The 17,426-nt window shown below is 66.0% G+C and carries 15 protein-coding genes; 9 read left to right on the top strand and 6 right to left on the bottom strand.

The window, feature by feature from the left end:
• Positions 1-49: 49 nt before the first annotated feature.
• From AB4Z00_RS05935 to AB4Z00_RS05910, 6 genes are all read left to right on the top strand, one after another.
• Positions 50-2,116 carry a putative bifunctional diguanylate cyclase/phosphodiesterase gene (locus AB4Z00_RS05935; protein ID WP_132267891.1) on the top strand — a complete coding sequence of 689 codons (2,067 nt, stop codon included), beginning with the start codon at positions 50-52 and terminating at the stop codon, positions 2,114-2,116.
• Between the two features lie 602 nt (positions 2,117-2,718).
• The gene (locus AB4Z00_RS05930; protein ID WP_442045293.1) at positions 2,719-5,388 is read left to right on the top strand and encodes a putative bifunctional diguanylate cyclase/phosphodiesterase; all 2,670 of its coding nucleotides are present in this window, start codon (positions 2,719-2,721) and stop codon (positions 5,386-5,388) included.
• A 449-nt stretch (positions 5,389-5,837) separates the two neighbouring features.
• Positions 5,838-7,031 carry a winged helix-turn-helix domain-containing protein gene (locus AB4Z00_RS05925; protein ID WP_442045292.1) on the top strand — a complete coding sequence of 398 codons (1,194 nt, stop codon included), beginning with the start codon at positions 5,838-5,840 and terminating at the stop codon, positions 7,029-7,031.
• Between the two features lie 118 nt (positions 7,032-7,149).
• Positions 7,150-7,866, top strand: coding sequence for a Crp/Fnr family transcriptional regulator (locus AB4Z00_RS05920; protein ID WP_207913029.1), 717 nt, complete (start codon positions 7,150-7,152; stop codon positions 7,864-7,866).
• A gap of 61 nt (positions 7,867-7,927) precedes the next feature.
• The gene (locus AB4Z00_RS05915) at positions 7,928-8,155 is read left to right on the top strand and encodes a DUF6894 family protein (protein ID WP_442045291.1); all 228 of its coding nucleotides are present in this window, start codon (positions 7,928-7,930) and stop codon (positions 8,153-8,155) included.
• Positions 8,156-8,254: 99 nt separating this feature from the next.
• Entirely contained in the window at positions 8,255-8,467 is a 213-nt protein-coding gene (locus AB4Z00_RS05910) for a cold-shock protein (RefSeq protein ID WP_208324798.1), read from the top strand.
• Here AB4Z00_RS05910 and AB4Z00_RS05905 read toward each other — a convergent pair.
• Entirely contained in the window at positions 8,457-8,846 is a 390-nt protein-coding gene (locus AB4Z00_RS05905; RefSeq protein WP_442045290.1) for a response regulator, read from the bottom strand. The two genes, AB4Z00_RS05910 and AB4Z00_RS05905, sit on opposite strands and share 11 nt — an antisense overlap.
• A 292-nt stretch (positions 8,847-9,138) precedes the next feature.
• On the opposite strand from AB4Z00_RS05905, the gene AB4Z00_RS05900 reads away from it, so the two are divergent.
• On the top strand, positions 9,139-9,852 hold the full coding sequence (locus tag AB4Z00_RS05900; RefSeq protein ID WP_207913027.1) for a Crp/Fnr family transcriptional regulator: 714 nt from the start codon (positions 9,139-9,141) through the stop codon (positions 9,850-9,852).
• 49 nt (positions 9,853-9,901) lie between these two features.
• Here AB4Z00_RS05900 and AB4Z00_RS05895 read toward each other — a convergent pair whose 3' ends face one another.
• From AB4Z00_RS05895 to AB4Z00_RS05880, 4 genes are all read right to left on the bottom strand, one after another.
• Positions 9,902-10,408, bottom strand: a complete 507-nt coding sequence (locus AB4Z00_RS05895) for a GNAT family N-acetyltransferase (RefSeq protein WP_442045472.1) — start codon at positions 10,406-10,408, stop codon at positions 9,902-9,904.
• Positions 10,408-11,466, bottom strand: coding sequence for a LacI family DNA-binding transcriptional regulator (locus tag AB4Z00_RS05890; protein WP_134093454.1), 1,059 nt, complete (start codon positions 11,464-11,466; stop codon positions 10,408-10,410). The genes AB4Z00_RS05895 and AB4Z00_RS05890 overlap by 1 nt, the downstream gene beginning before the upstream one ends.
• A gap of 95 nt (positions 11,467-11,561) precedes the next feature.
• Positions 11,562-12,224 carry a pentapeptide repeat-containing protein gene (locus tag AB4Z00_RS05885; protein WP_132267454.1) on the bottom strand — a complete coding sequence of 221 codons (663 nt, stop codon included), beginning with the start codon at positions 12,222-12,224 and terminating at the stop codon, positions 11,562-11,564.
• An 81-nt stretch (positions 12,225-12,305) separates the two neighbouring features.
• Positions 12,306-14,066, bottom strand: a complete 1,761-nt coding sequence (locus AB4Z00_RS05880; RefSeq protein ID WP_442045289.1) for a chloride channel protein — start codon at positions 14,064-14,066, stop codon at positions 12,306-12,308.
• A gap of 74 nt (positions 14,067-14,140) precedes the next feature.
• Here AB4Z00_RS05880 and AB4Z00_RS05875 point away from each other — a divergent pair, with 74 nt between their 5' ends.
• Positions 14,141-14,578 carry a MarR family winged helix-turn-helix transcriptional regulator gene (locus tag AB4Z00_RS05875; protein WP_132267452.1) on the top strand — a complete coding sequence of 146 codons (438 nt, stop codon included), beginning with the start codon at positions 14,141-14,143 and terminating at the stop codon, positions 14,576-14,578.
• A 22-nt stretch (positions 14,579-14,600) separates the two neighbouring features.
• Here AB4Z00_RS05875 and AB4Z00_RS05870 read toward each other — a convergent pair whose 3' ends face one another.
• Positions 14,601-15,734 (bottom strand): glycoside hydrolase family 43 protein, encoded by a 1,134-nt coding sequence (locus AB4Z00_RS05870; RefSeq protein ID WP_442045288.1) that lies wholly within the window; start codon positions 15,732-15,734, stop codon positions 14,601-14,603.
• Between the two features lie 178 nt (positions 15,735-15,912).
• On the opposite strand from AB4Z00_RS05870, the gene AB4Z00_RS05865 reads away from it, so the two are divergent.
• The gene (locus AB4Z00_RS05865; protein ID WP_442045287.1) at positions 15,913-17,292 is read left to right on the top strand and encodes an MFS transporter; all 1,380 of its coding nucleotides are present in this window, start codon (positions 15,913-15,915) and stop codon (positions 17,290-17,292) included.
• The last annotated feature ends 134 nt before the right edge of the window (positions 17,293-17,426 follow it).

The raw sequence follows: 17,426 nt of genomic DNA, 5'->3' as shown, positions 1-17,426 counted from the left end.
GACGAACGGCAGCGGATCGGGGCAGATCCGCGCAAAATTCGGGTGCATGATGTCTAATACGAATTCGGGATTCGCGCGTTTCTTCGCATCGCTGGAAACGAGGCTGGTTGGCGCACTTTGCCTGATCGCGGCGCTGAGCGTGCTCTTGCAGGTCGTCACGCAGCGGGAAGCCTTTGCGCTTCGCAAGGAAAGCGACGGTCTTATCGCGGTATCCGCACTCGCCGAAAACGCCGACCAGTTCGCCGAAGCGGTCGGCAAGCTGCGCATGGCGACCAATCGCGGGCTGGTAGCCAGCAATGCCACCAGCACCAGCGACGAGCTTACCGATTCCGCCATCGCCATCGGCGACCAGCTCGCCAAGCTGCGCAGCAGCGGTGCAGCGCTGTCCGACCTCCCGGAGGCATCGAACCCCTTCGCCGACCTCGATCGGCACGTCTCCGCGATCCTTGAGGTCCAGGCTGGCGGAGCCGGCGGAAAGCATCTGATCGCCCGGATCGAAAGCCGCAACAATGCCATGGGCCGCTTGGCCGATGCGCTCGTGCTGCGCATTCATGCCAATCGGGAGGCGGCGCAGAAGCGGTTGATCGCCTCGATCGAACGCTGGCAGATGCTCGTATTCGGCACCGGGCTGGTGACCATTCTTGTGGTTTTGCTCGTCCTCTTCGACATCCTGCGCAACATTTTGCCCGCGATCCGCCGCATGCACGGCTATCTTCAGGGCCTCGCGGATGGCGACCTCGATCTGGAGATCGGTGCTTTCAAGCTGAAGGAACTGAAGGCTCTGTCCGGCCCGCTGGAAACCTTCCGCAAGAATGCCAAGGCCGTGAAGAACCTGGCGTTCAGCGACGCGGCGACCGGCCTGCCCAACCGCCGCGCGTTTCAGGAAGACGTCGGCCGGCTGCTCGCAGCCGGAGAAGACCGCCGCTTCGCCTGCATGCTGATCGATATCGATCGCTTCAAGCATATCAACGACGATTACGGTCACGCTGCCGGAGACGAGCTGGTGCGCCTGATCGGGCTGCGCATGAAGGCGATCCTCGGCCCGGACGGCATCATCGCGCGCGTGGGCGGGGACGAATTCGCCCTCTGCCTGCCGCTGCAACCCGAGCGTGACGGGCTGGACCTCGCCAACCGACTGGTCGATGCCGCGCGGGAGCCGTTCAGTCTGGGCGAATATGCGGTGGCCATCACCGTTTCGCTCGGCGTGGTCGATATTGCGGGCGCGCCGGAAGTCGAGATCGACGAAACGCTGCGCAATGCCGATATGGCGCTTTACGCCTCCAAGAAAAACGGCCGCAACTGCGCGACGGCGTTTTCGCCCTCGATGGCCGAAGAGCGGGCGATCGATCGGGCCCTGGAGAAGGACCTGGAGTCCGCGTTCGAGAAACAGCAGCTTCGCATGGTCTATCAGCCGATCCACTCGGTTCATGGCAATACCCGCGAAGTCGAGGCGCTGGTCCGCTGGCGCCATCCGGAACTGGGCGACGTGCCCCCGTCCACGTTCATCCCCGCCGCGGAGCGTAGCGGTTTGATGGTGCGGCTGGGCGAATGGATCATCCAGCGCGCGCTGAACGACTTTGCGCGGTGGCCCGACATGGACATGAGCATCAACCTGTCGCCCCTGCAATTGCAGCACGACGGGTTCAGCGCCTTCCTGGTCGATTGCTGCGCGCGTTATGGCGTCGACCCGCGCCGCCTGTTCCTGGAAGTGACGGAATCGCTGTCGATAGAGCGCAATACCCGTGCCTTGCTGACGCTCAACATGCTGCGCAACCTGGGCTTCCGCATCGCGCTCGACGATTTCGGCACGGGCTATTCGTCGCTGTCGATGGTCAAGAGCTTCAAGTTCGACCGCATGAAGCTGGACCGCAGCCTGGTGATGGACTTGGGGCAGGACCCGGCCTCGGTCGCGGTTCTGGAGGCTGCCGTCACCATGGCGCGCCATGTCGGGGCCGAAGTCGTCGCGGAAGGGATCAGCGATGCCCATCTGATCGGCGCGACCAAGAGCGCGGGCTGCACGCATCTGCAGGGCTACTTCTACAGCCGCCCGATCGAGGCGGACGATGTGTCCGGCTACTTCGAAAGCAGCGGCGAGCGCACGGCCGAATTGGCCTGAGGCAAAGCGAGACGTTCCCGGGAGCGCCGCTCGCGCGGCGGCGCTCGCTGGCGCTGACCGGGAGCTCCTGCGAAGACGCGTAGACGCGCGAAACGGAAGCTCCGCGCGCCTCATAGAAGGCGCGGCAGCGGCTTCTTGCCTGCCGAACGCAGCGACTGAAGGTTCGGACCAGTCCGGCTCGCCGGGGCGGCAAGACCGGGGGAGCCAACATGCACGGCCTGCCCCTGGCTCCGAGCGCTGCAGCATCACCTCCGTAAGCCGCACCGGCCGCGCCGCTTCCTCTCAGCCGGTGGCGTGGACGTCCGAACGCGCCAATGGCTGCGTTCCGGGGCAAATATTGTGCCATTCACGAGCGCTGCGCAGTGGTAATGCCTTAATATATCGCCCTAAAGTCCGGGATGGCACTTTGCGTACGCAAAATCTGTGCGGAAATGGACGCATCTACAGGCGAACAATATTAATTAATCTGTGAGAACGCATTCCCGGAACGCCATGCTATATATTCGAGGGTGAAAATCTTAGAGAGTCTTAGGGAGCCGGAAGGGCAGTCGGAAGCCCTGCTTCGGGAGCAATACCTGAGCCTGCGTCAGCAGATCCCGCTCATGTACTTGCTCATGACGATCAATGCCGCTTTTCTGGCGGCGGTCGCCAGTCGCGACGTCGCACCCATGCTCAGCATCGGCGTGCCGGCCGCGCTTATCCTCGTAACATCCCTGCGCGCCTTGGTCTGGGTCACGCGGCGACGCAGCGATCCCTCGATTGAAACCATCCGCCGCCGGCTTCGCGGAACGAAGCTGGCCGCCGTGGTGCTGAGCATGCTGTTCGGCGCCTGGGGCCTGTTGCTCTTTGCCCAGGCCGATCCATTGCGGGGCAGTTCCATCGCGCTCTACGTCTTCGTCGGCGCGATCGGGTGTTGTTACTGCCTGCAGGCGCTGCCCTCGGCGGCCAGAATGGTCATGCTGTTCGGGGCGGCGCCGGTTACGCTGCGCTTGCTGCTTTCCGGGGACTGGTACCTGGTCGGCACCGGCCTGACTTTCCTGTTGGCCGCTGCGGTGATCCTGCGCACCCTGGCCACGAACCGCTCCACCTTTTCCGAAGTGCTGCGCTCGCGATCCGAGATGAGCGACCTGTTGCATGCACTGGAACAGAGCCAGGAACACTATCGCTATTCGGTGGATCTCAATCCGCAAATACCATGGACCAGCGATCCCGACGGCTCGATCTGCGACATCGGCATGCGCTGGACGGTGCTGACCGGGATGTCGATCGAGGACGGCATGGGCTCTGGCTGGATCCGCGCCGTTCACCCGGATGACCTGGAGCGCGTCCTCGACCAGTGGCGCGCGGTGCTCGAATCCGAGGATCATCCCATGGCGGATCTGCGCTATCGCCTGCGGCGGGCCGACGGTCACTATTGCTGGGTTCGCGCGCGCTCCTATCCTCGTCACGATGCCGCCGGCCGGGTCGTGAAGTGGTACGGCAACCTGGAGGATATCGACGACCAGGTCGCCGCGGAAACCGCGCTGAGGGACAGCGAGGAACGCTACCGGCTGGCCTCGCGGGCAACCAACGACCTCATCTGGGACTGGTGCCACGGCACCGATCATATCGACTGGGCCGACAGTTCTGACAGCATATACGGCCATGTCGAGGCGGCGGAAGGGACCACGGTAGGTTGGTGGCGCCGCCATATTCACCCCGAAGACGTGGCGAGCGTGGATGCCATGACGGCGCAAGTCTACGGCGGCGAATGCGATAGCTGGAGCCACGAATTCCGCTTCCGCTCGGGTGACGGCTCCTATGTGCACTTGCTCTCGCGCGGTTACGTGCTGCGCGGCGAAGACGGGCGGCCGCGGCGTTCCATCGGGGCCTTGCAGGACGTGACCCAGTCCCGCCGCGCCGAAGGGGAACTGCGGCGGGCAGCCTATCACGACGTCCTGACCGATCTGCCCAATCGTGCCTATTTCGCGGTGCAGCTGGAAAAGACGCTGGACCGGGCGCGCGAACATGAAACGCGGGTCGGCGTGGTCGTTTTCGACGTCGACAATTTCAAGGCGATCAACGACAGCCTCGGCCACGGTGCGGGCGATGCCGTCCTGCGGGCCGTGGCCCAACGGCTGTCGGACGGATTGACGGAAGGCGCCTTCGCGGCTCGCCTCGGCGGGGACGAGTTTGCAATCATCCTGCCCGACCTTGACGAGGGCACGCCGGTCCTGATCAAGGACCTGCTGGAAGCGGTCGCGCGGCCCATGACGGTGGACGAGAGCGTCGTGGAAGTGGGCGTCAGCGCAGGCGCGGCCATATGGCCGAACGACGGCGCCAATGCCGAGGCGATCCTCAAGAGCGCGGACCTGGCGCTCTACACCGCCAAGGCCCGGAGCGGAGGCGATGTGGAGAGCTTCCATCCCGAGCTGCGCCATGCCGTGGAGACGCGCAATTCCATGCTGCGCGAGGCGCGCGATGCGCTGGGCGATGAGCGCATCATACCCTTCTACCAGCCCAAGGTCTGCCTGGGCACCGGCGCCATCGTCGGCTTCGAGGCGCTGCTGCGCTGGCATCACCGTGAGCGCGGCTTGCAGCCTCCGGGGACCATCCTGGCCGCTTTCGAGGACAGCGCCCTGTCCACGCAGCTCACCGACCGCATGCTGGACCGGGTGCTGCGCGACATGGCGGACTGGCATGAGCGAGGCTACGAAACCGGCCGCATCGCCATCAACGGATCGCCGGTGGATTTCCGGCGCGACGACTTTGCCGAACGCATCCTGTCCCGCTTCCACGCCCACGGCCTTCCGCCCACGCTGCTGGAACTGGAAGTGACCGAAAGCGTCTTCCTGGGCCGGATCGCCGATACCGTGGAGCGGGCGCTGCGGACGCTGGCGCAGGAGGGCGTGACGATCGCCCTCGACGATTTCGGCACCGGCTATGCCTCGCTCACGCATCTCCAGCAGTTTCCGGTGGACGTGCTCAAGATCGACCGCTCCTTCGTTTCGCGTCTCGACAGCACCAACAGCGCGGATTTCGCCATCGTTCATGGCATCATCGATATCGCGCAGCGCATGGACATTCGCACGGTGGCGGAAGGCGTGGAGAACGAGGCCCAGTTGGACCGTCTCTGCGAACTGGGCTGCGACATCGCACAAGGATTCCTCTTCGGCCGGGCGCTCGACAGCAGCCGGGTCGGTCCCTTCGTGCAGGGCTGGCCGCAGGCGCGCACGGCCTATTGCTTCCATCCGTCCGAAGCCTCCCGCGCGCGCGTCTCCGGCCAGAGATAGATTCGAAGCCGGACCACGCTTCGCCGCGAATGGCGAAAGCAAAGGATTGCAGGGAAAACCGCCGGTTCTTCAGTTGAGAACGGCGTGCAACAAGCCGCCTTTTTGCCGGACCCGCGGCAGTTCGGCGCGCCTCACTCACGAGTCGTCGAATGAGAGGATTGTGCACATTTGCACTCTTCGTCTAGGGGCGCGCTGCGGCTCGGTTGCGCCCCAATGCAGCCCGCCGCCCTCGAGGAAAGGACCGTCACGGCCCCCCGGGCGGTCCTTTTTTCGGCCCCCGTCTTTTCCCGGTTCCAGAGCGTTTCCCTATCGGGTGGAATCGCCTGATGAGGCGGCAATCCAAAACCCTAGCGGGGTCGGACTGACGCAGCAGGGTCGGATCCTGCTCTAATCGCGATTTTCACGGCATGCCCTTTACGGGGCGGCGCCTTACCGCCTAGCGTGGGTGGGTGACGGATTTGGAGCGCATCGGTTTGCCCCAGGCGCGGCGCATCGCGCTCGCCGCACAGGGTTTTGCAGCAAGGCATCCGGCGCAGCCCGGCCCGGCCCGGTTGCGGCGCGTGCTGGACGGCCTCCACTTGTTCCAGATCGACAGCGTGAACGTGCTTTCCCGCGCGCACTATCTTCCGGCTTTCTCGCGGATCGGCGCTTATGACCGGGCGGACCTCGATCGCCTGGCCTGGGGTATCGGCGCGGGAGCGAAGGCCGGCACGGGACGTGTGCGCGGCCGAAAGCTGTTCGAATACTGGGCGCATGAGGCCTCGCTGCTGCCCTTCGAAACCCATCCGCTCCTGCGCTGGCGCATGGCACAGGCCGATCGCGGCGAGGCGGGCTGGACCCGGATGCGCGACTATGCTCGGGAACGCCGGCCAGAGGCCATGGCCCTGCTCGACCGCATCCGCCTGGACGGACCGCTCGCCACTTCGGACTTCGAAGCGCACCGGGGGCAGTCGGGCTGGTGGGAGTGGAGCGACACCAAGCGCGCGCTCGAATGGCTGTTCTGGGCGGGCCATATCACCACCGCCACGCGCCGCGGCAATTTCGAGCGGGTCTACGACCTGACCGAGCGTGTCATACCCGGCGAGGTGCTTTCGCTTCCCACGCCCGCCGATGCCGATGCGCACCGCGCGCTCATCGAGAAGGCGGCGGCGGCGCACGGCATTGCGACCGGCGCCGAATTGCGAGACTACTTCCGCCTGTCGCCGGAACAGGCGGCGCCCGCCATCCGCGCCTTGGCAGAGGACGGCATTCTGGTCCCCGTCGACATTCCGGGGTGGCGCCATGCCTGGCTGCACCGCGACGCCCGCCGTCCGCGCCGGATCGAGGCCCGCGCCCTGCTGGCGCCCTTCGATCCGCTGATATGGGCGCGCGACCGCACGGAGCGGCTTTTCGGGTTCCACTACCGGATCGAGATTTACGTTCCGGCCGAGAAGCGTCGGCATGGCTATTATGTCCTGCCGTTCCTGCTGGRCGATAGCCTGGTCGCGCGTGTCGATCTCAAGGCCGACCGGCAGGCCGGCCGGCTGATCGTGCAGTCCACCCATTTCGAGCCCGACGCCCCCGGCCATGCAGGGGAGGCGCTGGCGGAGGAACTGGAGCGCATGGCGGGTTGGCTCGGCCTGGCGTCTGTCCAGCGCCCGTGATGCCGGAAGCCGCGGTACCCCCGGCAGGAGGCCACGCATTAGGCAGACAGGGGGTGGAAATGGGAATAGGCTGGCCGCCGGCGCCGGGCGATTCCATCCGGCTGGGCGAGGAACGATCTTGAGCAATCCCCTCCTGCGGAAGCTGGAAAGCTTCGTGAAACTTCACGACGGCGACGTGGACCTGCTCAATCGCCTCGTGGCCCGGACGCGGGAGCATCGCACGGGCACCGATCTCATCCGCGAGGGCGACCGGCCGGACGACGTGTTCCTGCTCGTGGAAGGCTGGGCCTATCGCTACAAGATCCTGCCTGACGGCAGCCGCCAGATCATCGCCTACCTCATCCCCGGCGACCTCTGCGACATCCACATCTTCATCCTCAAGGAAATGGACCATGCCATCGGCCTGCTCAGCGATGCGCGGGTGGCCTCCATTTCGCGGGCCGAGATGCAGCAGATCCTGGACGAGCACCCGGCCATCGCGCAGGCGCTGTTCTGGTCGACCCTGGTGGACGAGGCGGTGCTGCGCGAATGGCTGGTGAACATGGGGCAGCGCGATGCCTATAGCCGCATCGCCCATTTGTTCTGCGAGATGTGGTTGAGGATGCAGCAGGTGGACCTGGCTTCCGGCAACGAGTTCTTCCTGCCGCTGACCCAGGAGCAGCTGGGCGATACGATCGGGCTGACCAAGGTTCACGTCAACCGGGTGATCCAGCGCATGCGCGGCGAAGGGCTGATCTCCCTGACCGACCGCACGCTGACCATCCATGATGCGCAAAGACTCAGGGAAATCGCCGAGTTCGATCCCAACTATCTCCACATCTACCGGCGGAGCTGATCGGCCGGGCACGAAACGCGTCTTCGCGTCGTTCTTTCCATGAGGCGGAAGGTCGACGGCAATGCGCTACTTTTTCAGAGTGACGAACGGTGTCCGCGAACTGGACCTGGCCGGGACGGAGCTTCTCGACGAGGACGTGGCGCGCCGGGAGGCCGTGCGTTTCGCCGGGGAACTGCTGAAGGACGATCCGGCGCTGCTGGACCATGGCCAGTTGCTGGTCTCCGTCCATAACGAGGACCGTTCGTTGGAATTCGTCATCACCGTTCGCCTGGAGGTGAAGGCGATCTGATGCTTCCCGGCGCCGGCAGTGCGGGCATCGTTTATATCATGGATTATAGACGGCCGGCGCGCAGTCGCTACCCCCGGTGGGGGGAGTTGGGGGGCGATCATGCCGAGTGGGACTGTGGTCTTTTTCAGCGCGGCCAAGGGGTATGGCTTCATTTCCCCCGATGCGGGCGGGCAGGATTGCTTCGTCCACCTTACCGCCGTCCAGGCCGCGCAATTGCCGGAACTGACCAAGGGTCAGCGGCTGCGGTTCGAGGTTCAGGTGGCGCGCAACGGCAAGCAGTCTGCCGTCAACCTGGCCCCGATCACGGAGTGACGGTCTGGCGGCGGCGGCGGAGGTTCCGGGTGAATTCGCGCAGGATCTCGGCGCTCCCGGTCGGTTTCTCGCAGCGGGGAATGTCGATGAAGCGGTCCGGGATCTCGCGCGCGTCGCATCCGGTCGAAAACAGGAAAGGCACGGCATCGTGCTGCAGCGTGTCGGCAAGGGGAAACACGGATTCGCCGCGCAAGTTGATATCCAGGATCGCTCCGTCGATGCGGCCGGCGGCCCGCCGCAGCTGCTCGCCCTCGGCCAGGGATGAGGCCGGTCCGATCACCGCGACGCCTTCGTCCTCCAGGGCGGAGGCCAGTTCGATGGCGATGAGATATTCATCTTCCACGACAAGGACATGGATGTCGGCAAGTTCGGCGGACATGGGCTCTCCAATCGGTCACTTCGAAGCGCGCCGGTGATTTCGCCGATAGCTTCGAATGCACGGCATGCATTGGCGACCGATGGACGCTACTCCTGAAAATCCCTCCATGCTTTGATCTAGGTTATTGACCTGCAAAGTCCTCCTGGCGCGATCAGGGGATCGCGACCGGCGGGGAGCCGATAAGATTTTGCAGAGTGGCGGGCGCGTCGCTCGGGATTAACGCATGTGAATGTGGCGCCGTTGGGGACCGCGCAAGGAAGGGCATAACCTTCTCTCGGGGACCGGAAATTCATTGACGTTGCACCTTTCCGCTTTTGTCAGGCTCGCCAGTGCTGACCGCGAAATCCTGACCCAAGCGCTGCAACGGCGTGTCCGCATCCTCGAACCCCGCCAGGATATCATCCGCGAAGGCGAGCGGCCGCGTTTCGTCAATGTCATTCTCGAAGGCTGGGCGCAGCGCTACAAGCAGCTTGCGGACGGGCGCCGGCAGATACTTTCATTCTTCATCGCCGGCGACTTGTGCGATGCCAATGTCTTCATCCTCAAGCAGATGGACCATTCGCTTTCGACGGTGACGCGGGTGAAGCTGGCGGAAATCTCGCAGAACGAGTTTCAGGAAATCATGGAGCGATCGCCCCGCATCGCCCAGGCACTGTGGTGGAACGAGCTGGTCACCGTGGCGATCCAGCGCGAGTGGACCACCAATATCGGGCAGCGCACGGCCTACGAGCGCATAGCGCATCTGTTCTGCGAGATGTTCGTGCGCCTGCGCACCACGGGCCGCACCGATGACGACGAATGCGAATTCCCGCTGACCCAGTCAGAGATCGCCGAAGCCACGGGCCTTACCCAGGTCCACGTCAATCGCACGATCCAGGAGATGCGCCGGGACCAGCTGATAGAGCTGCGGAACAAGCGGCTGAAAGTCTTCGATCTCGATCGGCTGATGTCGGTGGCGCTGTTCAACCCGAACTACCTGCACCTCGATCATGAGGGCATTACCTGAGGGGCATAGGGCCTGAAACCGGGGCGCCGGAACCGTCGGCGGGCGAGTGTCAGCCCTTCAGGTCGCGCTGGTAGAACCGGGTGTCCACGGCCATGCGCGGGAAGGCGGTTGGCAAGGTTTCGGGCGGGCAGAGCGAAAACCCGTGCTTTTCGTAGAAGCGGTGAGCGGCCACGAACTTGTCCGTCGTGCCCAGATAGACGCGCCGGATGCCGCGCGCGCCAGCAAGCTCCAGCAGCGCTTCCAGCAGCCGCGCGGCCAGGCCGGTGCCGGAAGCGGCGCCGCGATGGGCGGCGGCCACGAACATCTTGCGAAGCGCGCCCTCATCGCTGCCGATGTCCTTCATCCCGATCGTGCCGACGATGCGGCCCCGGTCCTCGGCGACCAGAAACGCGCCCTTGCCGCTCTGGTAGAAGGCGGGGATCGCGTCGAGGTCGGGCTGGTCCTCGGCCGTGATGGCAATGCCGAATTCCTCGCGCTGGATCGGCAGGATAACGGCGACCACCCCTTGCCGGTCGGCGGGAACGAAGGGGCGGATCAGGATGCCGTCCGGCGCCATCAACGGTCGATCCGGGGCACGGCGTCCGACTGGCGGCGGCGCAGTTCGAAAGGAAGGTGGAGATGCTGTGGCAGCGCGTCCAGTTCGTCCTGCCCCTCGGGCCAGAGCCGGGCGCAGAGCATTTCCATCGCCTTCTGGCTCATTTCCTTGATTGGCTGGCGGATCGTGGTCAGCCGCGGCCAGATCGCGTCGGCCAGGGGCGTATCGTCGAAGCCGCAGATCGACAGTTCGCCCGGCACGCTGATCTTGTGCTGGTGCGCGATGGTGACGGCGGCGGCGGCCATGTCATCGTTGCAGGCGAAGATCGCGGTGGGCGGCTCGGCGCGCGCCAGCAGCTGTTCGGCCGCGATCAGGCCGGAGCGGTAGGAAAAGTCTCCGGCGACGATCAGTTCCTCGTCCACCGGGATCTCATGGTCGCGCAGGGCATCCATGTAGCCGTGGCGGCGCCGGGTGCTGCTGCGGTGACGATTGGTGCCCTCCACGAAGGCGATCCGGCGGTGGCCCAGCTCGATGAGGTGGCGGGTCATCTCGTAGGCGGCGCCCCGGTCGTCGGTGGAGACCGAGGCGATGGCTTCGGCCTCCTGGTCCGGCGCCACGGCGACCACCGCGATGCGGGCGGCGGCAAGCCCGGCGAGCAGCTCGTGCCGGTCGCAGAGCGGCGGGGGCAGGATCACCCCGGCAACATGCGCCTCGACGATCTGGGCCACCAGTTCCTCCATCGAGGCGCGCTCGGGGCACTGTTCGACGGTGAGATGGACGTTGCGGGCCGGTGCCTCGTTGAGCGCGCCGAGCAGCAGTTCGCCCAGATAGGCCGAAGTCGTGGCGCCGCCGTGCAGCAGCGCGATCCGCCGCACAGTGCGGCCCGCGAGCATTCGGGCCGACGTGTTCGGTACATAGCCAAGTTCGGCCACGGCCCGCGCAACGGCCTCACGCGTTTCGGCGCTGACGCGCGGCTTCCCGTTCAGCGCGCGCGAGGCGGTCATGGCCGAAACCCCCGCGCGTTCCGCTACGTCGTGAAGGGTGGGAGGCTTAGGCCTGCTGGCGTCATGTCTGGACATTGGACTATGCCTTTAGCGCAAGTGTCCCGCAGGTAAACGAAGAAGGCGGGCGCTACGACGAAAGACGCATATCCGTTTGCGCCCCGTCGCCCGGATCAGCGCACTTCCAGCCCTAGCTGCGACAGCAGTTCCGCCGCCTGCACGCGGGAGATCACCGCGCCGCGAAACAGGCGTGCATCCCGCAGTTCGATGCCGCCCAGGTCCGCGCCGCGCAAGTCCGCCTGCTCGAACCGGCAGCCGTCGAGACTGGCGTTGCGCAGCGAACAGTCCTCCAGCACGGCCAGGCGGAAGTCGCATTTGCGCAAGTCCGCTTCGGAAAAGTCGATGCGCTGGAGGCGGGCCTTGCGGAACGACATGCCGGGCAGCTTGGCGAAAGACAGCAGGACTTCGGCGAATGTCGCGCCCAGCAGGCCGGCATCGGTCAGGTCGGCCCCGGTCAGCTTGGTGCCTTCCAGCCGCGTGGAAGTCATGCGGGCGCGGCGAAACAGGCCGTTGCTGAAATCGCATCCGGTGATCACCGCATCGGCGAGATCGGCCTGCACGAAGGATGCCTCCGCGCCCCGGCAGTTCCGGAAACGCGCGCCGGTCAGGGTGGCGCTGTCGAAACGCACGCGCTTCATCGAGCAGCGCTCGAATGTGATGTCGGTCAGGTCGATGCCGGAGAAATCGCCGTCGTCGAGCGTGCATTCGGTAAGGGTCCGAGGGCCTTCGCTGCAGGGCTCCAGCAAAGTCTCGCGCGTGACGGTGGCCTGGTTCATGCGGGCCTTATGGCGCAGCACGCGATATTGGCAAGCGCGCGGGGGACGCGAGGGAGGACCTCGCCCCGCCTCGCCCCTTGCCTAGCCTGCCCGGCGCTGGCTGCGGTCGCGTTCGAGGGTGCGATGGTGATGGCGGACCTTGAGCATGTCGTGCCGGGTGAGAATGCCCACGACCTTGCGGGTGGCCGGATCGACGATCGGCACCCGGCCCGAACCCGATTCCACCATGAGATCGGCGATCCGTGCCAGCGGGTCCATCGGCGCTCCGCTGGGCTGCGAGGCGTCGGACAGGGCTTCTCCCAGCGAGGCGGAGGAGGGGGCCCCGTCCAGCCGCCAGCGCAGGATGTCCGAGCGCGAGAGCAGGCCGGAAAGCCTCCCCTGCCCGTCGACCACGGGATAGCTGCGATGCCGCGCTTCGCCGTCGAAGAAGGCCATGGCCTCGGCCACGGTCATCGCCTCGGGCAGGGTCTCGGGCGCGGGGGTCATGACCTGTTCGGCCTGGAGGAAGTCGAGCGGGTCCACGGTATATTCCTGAAGGATGTGGCGGCCGCGCCGGGCGATCTTCTCGGTCAGGATCGAGCGGCGCATCACCAGCACGCTGACGGCATAGGCGCCGGCCGAGGCGGCCAGGGTCAGCGGCAACATCGCGAAATCGCCGGTCAGTTCGGCGGCGAAGAGCGCCGCCATCAACGGCGCGCGCATTGCGCCGCTGAGGATGCCCGCCATGCCTGCCAGGGCCCAGAGCGCGCTGCCGCCGGGCAGATAGTGGCCGATCAGGAAGCCGGAGGCGCCGCCCAGCAGGAGCAGGGGGGCCAGCACGCCGCCCGAGGTTCCCGAGCCGAGCGCCACCAGCCAGACGGTCGCCTTCACCAGCAGCAGCGCCACGGCCACGCGGATGGCCAGCGATCCGTCCAGCAGGCCGCGAATGCTCTCGTAACCCGCGCCCAGGACATGGGCATCGATCAGGCCGCCCAGTCCTACGACGAGGCCGCCCAGCGCCGGCCACCACATCCAGTGCAGCGGCAGATGTTCGAACACATCCTCGACCTTGTAGAGTAGCGAGGACAGCAGCGCGGCCAGCGCTCCCGTCATGGCGCCCATGACGAGAGCAATGGCCAGGAGCAGGGAGTTCAGATTTACGGCGTGGTGCACCGGGAACAGCGGTCCGGCGTCGATCAGCAGCGGCCGCCAGAGGAAGGACACCAGTACGGCCAGGACCACCGGCACGAAGCTGCGCGGCTTCCATTCGAACAGCAGGACCTCGATCGCGAGCAGGATCGCGGCCATGGGCGTGCCGAAGATCGCGGTCATGCCGGCGGCCGCGCCGGCCACCAGCAGCGTCTTGCGCTCGGCCGCGCTGAGGTTGAACGATTGCGCGAAAAGCGACCCGATCGCGCCGCCGGTCATGATGATCGGGCCTTCCGCACCGAACGGTCCGCCGCTGCCGATCGAGATGGCGGAGGACAGCGGCTTGAGCAGGGCGACTTTCAGCGAGAGGCGGCTTTCGCCGAACAGGATCGCTTCGATCGCTTCGGGAATGCCGTGGCCGCGGATCTTGTCCGAGCCGAACCGCGCCATGAGCCCCACGATCAGGCTGCCGACCACCGGGATCGCCACCAGCCAGAGGCCCAGCGCATTGTCCGTGATCGCGGCCGGCGCCGCAGAGAAGCGGCCGAACCAGAACAAATTGGTGGCTATGGCGATCGACTTGAGCAGCACCCAGGCCCCCAGCGCGCCGCCGCTTCCCACGACCAGGGCGGCCATGGCCAGCATGAGCATGCGGCGGTCTGCGCTGTGATCGGCGAGTGGACGATGGGGCGTCTGGAGAATCGATGAAGACATGGTGTGGCGCACATATATCGTATTACGATATTTATCAAGATTGACAGGAGGCCCCCATGGCGCGGACTTGAAGGATGCCTTCACCTCGCGATCCTGCCGCTTCCGAGCCCGCCAAACTGACCGATGCCGACTATGCGGCGCTGGCGGCCTTCCGCTTCTCTCTTCGCGAGTTCCAGGCCTTCAGCGAAACGCGCGCGGCGGAATGCGGCCTGACACCGCAGCAGCACCAGGCCTTGCTGGTCATCCGCGCCGCGGCGCCCGGTACGGCGACGGTGGGACATGTGGCGGAGCGCCTGATCCTGAAGCCCCACAGTGCGACGGGGCTGGTAGACCGCCTGGTCACGCTCGATCTCGTCGTGCGGCGACCTTCGCCCAGCGACAAGCGGCAGGCCCTGCTGGAACTGACACCGCTGGCGCATGGCAAGCTGGAGACCCTCAGCGCGACCCATCGCGAGGAAATCCGCCGCCTGCGGCCACTGTTGGTGGACTTGCTGGAGAAGCTGGAGGGCTAAAGCCCCCTCGGCACCGATCTGTTCAGCACGGTGCCGTGCCGGCGGGGCTGTCGCTTGCCGACGTATGGGTAGGGCACGTCTCGCCGTCGAGTTCGGTGGCCTCGCGAACCACTGTCAGCCGTTCGCCGTCATCGCGCATTTCGTAGAGCTTGCCCCGCGCATTGTGGAACGGGCGGTGGACGATCATCATCGATCGCCCGTCGAAGGCCCGGAACAGCATGCCGTGGCCGCTGTCTCGCTCGACCAGCGTCCCGAGCTGTTCCCATGGCCCTTCGATCAGGCCGGTCCGCGAACGGGCAAGCCCTTCCACATAGCCCTTTTCACCGTAGCTGGACCAGAGCATGAGCAGCCGCCCTGTCCGCGTGCGGTAAAGCTGCGGACCATCGGTGACGAACACGGTATCGCCCGCAGGCTGCTTCTGTCCCCGCACCCAGGGCCCCTCGCTGGCATGGAAGAGCCTCTGAGCCGGGCCAGCCGGGGCCAGATCGTCGGAGAGCGGCATGGCTTCCATCGTGCCGTCGCCCATCTGCAGCCATTCGTGCGCATAGACCAGCCAGGGCCGGCCCTTCGCATCGATATGCAGCGTTCCGTCGAGGGTCATCTCGGAAGCCGGAACGATGGGTTCTCCCTTGCGGACAAGGCGATAGGGACCCTCTGGACGGTCGGCCACGGCCAGCACCGTTCCGCGGCGATAAGTCGGGCGCGGCGCCTTCGGCTTGGCGGCCCCGGGCAGGGGGAGCGCTTCGTTGTGAAGCGTGGTGAACAGGTACCACCGCCCTTTCCAGCGGTGAACTTCGGGTGCCCAGGCGCCGCCATCGGCCCAGATCTCTTTCGGAACGGAGAAGACGATGCGCGGCCGGGTCCAGTGCTTCAGGTCGCGGCTGGTGTAGACCATGATGCCGAGCCGCCCGTCGCCTGTCATCGCGGCGTCGTTGCTGGTGAAGAGGTAGTACGTCCTGCTTTTCGAGTCCGCGACGATCCAGGGATCGTGCAGCGGCATGTCCGGCAGGCGCAGCGGTGCCTGGGCCGGGGATTGCGGCGCGGCCAAGCGGGATTTGGCGGACGTGTTCGAGACCACCCCGACAGCCGAGATCAGCGCCAGTGCCAGACCCGCAAGGAACAGGGGGAAGCGTATCCTGCGATCAATCTGCGGCAAAACCTTCTCCCGTCCCGGTCGAGCGTGCTTTCACGCCGAACGAAGACTAGCTTCGCGGCACGGAAAATGAAATGCAATTCCACTAAATGGGATTTTTCTCTGATCCGGCACTTCGCCGGACAGGCTTTGCGCGGTCGCGGTCACGCGAATGTCATCGAGCCGCTTTAGTCGCTCGCGCGTGAACCCTGGCATTTCCTCGCGCGTGTGGCGCAAGTCCGGAATCGCCGATCCGGGCCGAGGCCTGGGTCTGGCGGGGCTGGCCGTGTTTTCGCTGCCCGTGCTGCTGTTCCAGGCCGTTGAACTGGCCTGGCGTGCCTATCTGCCGGCTTTCCTGACGCAATCGGTGGGCGTAACTCTGGCCGCCGCGGGCGCCCTGATGTTGGGGGTCCGCATCATGGACGCCTTTGCCGACGTCGTACTGGGCTGGCTCAGCGACCATGTGAAGACGCGATTCGGGCGGCGGGCGCCATGGATGGCGGCCGGCGCACTGCTCGTTCCCATCGGCGCGATCCTGCTGTTTTTCGCACCATCGGGCGCCGGGATCGTCCGCGTGGTCGGCGCGAGCTTGCTGCTCCACATGGGCTATTCATTCATCGTCACCCCGCATGGCGGCTGGGGCCTCGAACTGTCCGACGACGAGGCCGAGCGCACCCGCATCATGGGGGCGAAAGTCTGGTTCGGCGTGCTGGGATCGATCGGCATGCTGGCACTCATCGGCCTGCTGGAGCGGCAATTCGACTTCGGCATCCGTTCGCTGGCGGCCACCCTGGGGCTTGTCATCGCCGCCGCCGCGCCGATCACGGTGCTGACCGTCCTGGCGGTTTTCCGGGAGCCGGCGGTCGTGCCGGGGGCAGCCGGCGCCGTCATGTCCCGCGCGTCGCTGCAGCACCTGCTTGCCGGAATGACGCGCGACCCGGCCTTGCGGCGGATCCTGCTCCTCTACCTGCTTTGCGGCATTGCCGATGCCTCCACCGCCAGTACGTTCCTGTTCCTGGCCGAACCCGTGCTGGGGCTGAAGGGGCAGGGCGCCATGCTCATGCTGATCCAGCCGGTCATGGCGCTGTTCACCCTGCCGTTCTGGGCGACGATGGCCGACCGGCTCGGACGGCGCCGCGTGCTGACGATCGGCTTCGCCTGGCAGGCCTTGACGATGCCGTTGGCGCTGCTGGTGCCGGCCGGAAGCGCGACCCTCTTCGGACTGTTCCTGGTACTGCGCGGCCTGGCCTGGGGCATCGACTACATGTTGCTGCGCGCCATGGTGGCCGATGTCGCCGAGAAGGGCGCGGGTAGCGGCGCGCGCATGTCGGGAAGCTACTATGCCCTGTCCAGCGTCACACTGAAGTTGGCGCTCGGCCTTGGCGCGGGGCTCGGCCTCTGGTTGATCGGCGCTTCGGGTTTCTATGCCGGAGGCCCAGCCGGAGCGGCTGCCAGCCTCGCGATTCGCATGGCCTACGTCCTGCCCTCGGTTCTTTCGGGCCTGTGCGGATTGCTGGTCCTGAACCGTCCAAGCGGACGTCCATCCCCGCCGACCGGGCTCGGAACCTCGGCCTTGTCCTGAGGTTCGTTCCGCAACGCAACCATGGTTGCATGATTTGCAATTGTGGCCGCGCCGTCCCGAGGCCAAAGAGAGCGGGCCTTTCAGGCATCCTCTCCCAAAGACTTTCCAAGCCGGCCCTTGTGGCCGGCTTTCTT

The sequence above is a fragment of the Novosphingobium sp. YAF33 genome (assembly GCF_052113265.1).
GTDB lineage: Bacteria > Pseudomonadota > Alphaproteobacteria > Sphingomonadales > Sphingomonadaceae > Novosphingobium.
The sequence above is the reverse complement of the archived record's forward strand: the minus strand, read 5'-3'. Positions and strand labels throughout refer to the sequence as shown.